This is a genomic window from Caulobacter sp. CCH9-E1 (assembly GCF_001556515.1).
Classification (GTDB): Bacteria; Pseudomonadota; Alphaproteobacteria; order Caulobacterales; family Caulobacteraceae; genus Caulobacter.
Genome location: NZ_LSJA01000209.1, coordinates 1 through 1,237 on the forward strand (window position 1 = coordinate 1; position 1,237 = coordinate 1,237).

A 1,237-nucleotide genomic window follows, 5' to 3' on the forward strand; every position below is an offset into this window, starting at 1 on the left:
GTTTGGCATATTTCGAGTTGTAGCCGTGTGCCGGGGGGGGGCGAGAAAGAAGCTTGCCCCCCCCCGGCACACGGCTACAACTCGAAATATGCCAAACGACAAACTACCCGCTCCGCTATCCGGAAGCCTTCCTGCGTTAGGCTCACCCATTGCACGATCGTCTTTGGATGATCGGCTAGAGGCAACCAAGCTCACTCCTGAAGAAATCGCGACGGAAGCGGCTAAAGGCGTGCAGAAGGCCACAATGGACGCGCTCCTCGGCCTTCTGCCAGGAAGCGAGGCTGTAAAGGCCATACTCTCTGTCGCCTCGGACACCAACGAGGCGCTAAGACAAAAGAAACTTGAGATTCTTCTCGCCAGGTTTTTTAACAAAACGGAAAATACGGAAGAGACAGTTCTTAAAATCGGAAAACTTGTAACCGACCCATGGGGAGGGGCTCTCTTTTCGAAGATAGTGCGTATTGTTGAGCACAACCCGCCTGACGGAGACTTACTCAACCACTTGGCCAACGCTCTTAATTATATAGCCCATAGTGACTACAGAGCACTATTCTCAAGACACAAATTCGCTCTCGCTCAAATTGAGCAACTGACACCTCAAGCACTCACCCTTATTGCAGACCACGCAAACTGGCCCAAATGGCTAGGCCGGGGGATTATGGTGGCAAACGGAATTGTTACATCCCCCTGGGGTGAAGAATTTGGCGCTCACTACGCCCGGGCAGCGATATTCGATGATGAAGAGAAGCGCCGCCTTGTACATGTCGCACATGATCTCAGATCACGTGGTTTCGCAGAGGCAGTTACTCAACAAGCCCCAACCGGGGAGAGCATTGTAAGCCCAAGACTTACGTCGATAGCCCGCGAACTAGTAAGCTACATTTCCTAATAGGCTTAGTATCTGCCCCGCCCCCCCCCGGTCGGGTGCGATCCTTAAATCTCTTGGAGGCTGCAGCGTGCAAGGCTGGGCGGGTTGGTCAAGGACCGGCCTCCGGCCGGCCGCGCCGCGGCGGCGCTCCGCGCCGTCCTTGAGCAACCCGACCAGCCCTGCGATCGTCTCGCCGTGAGATTTAAGGAGGGCTCCTTCTCCGGGGGAGAAGGACGGCGACAACCCGCACAAACCCGTGTCATCCCGGAAGCCTCGAAGAGGCTATCCGGGACCCAGGGGTGAAGGAACGCCGTGCGCGCCGCCCCTGGGTCCCGGCTCTCCGCGCTACGCGCTGCGGCCGGGATGACA

Annotated in this window: 2 protein-coding genes; one reads left to right on the forward strand and one right to left on the reverse strand. The window is 57.1% G+C overall.

The genetic code is table 11. The annotated features are described in order from the left end of the window. On the forward strand, positions 1-889 hold an 889-nt coding region (locus AX690_RS22890), incomplete at its 5' end, for a hypothetical protein (protein WP_231732191.1). A gap of 88 nt (positions 890-977) precedes the next feature. Here the strand turns inward: AX690_RS22890 and AX690_RS22895 are convergent. Further along, entirely contained in the window at positions 978-1,070 is a 93-nt protein-coding gene (locus tag AX690_RS22895; RefSeq protein ID WP_231732192.1) for a hypothetical protein, read from the reverse strand. Positions 1,071-1,237: the final 167 nt, after the last annotated feature.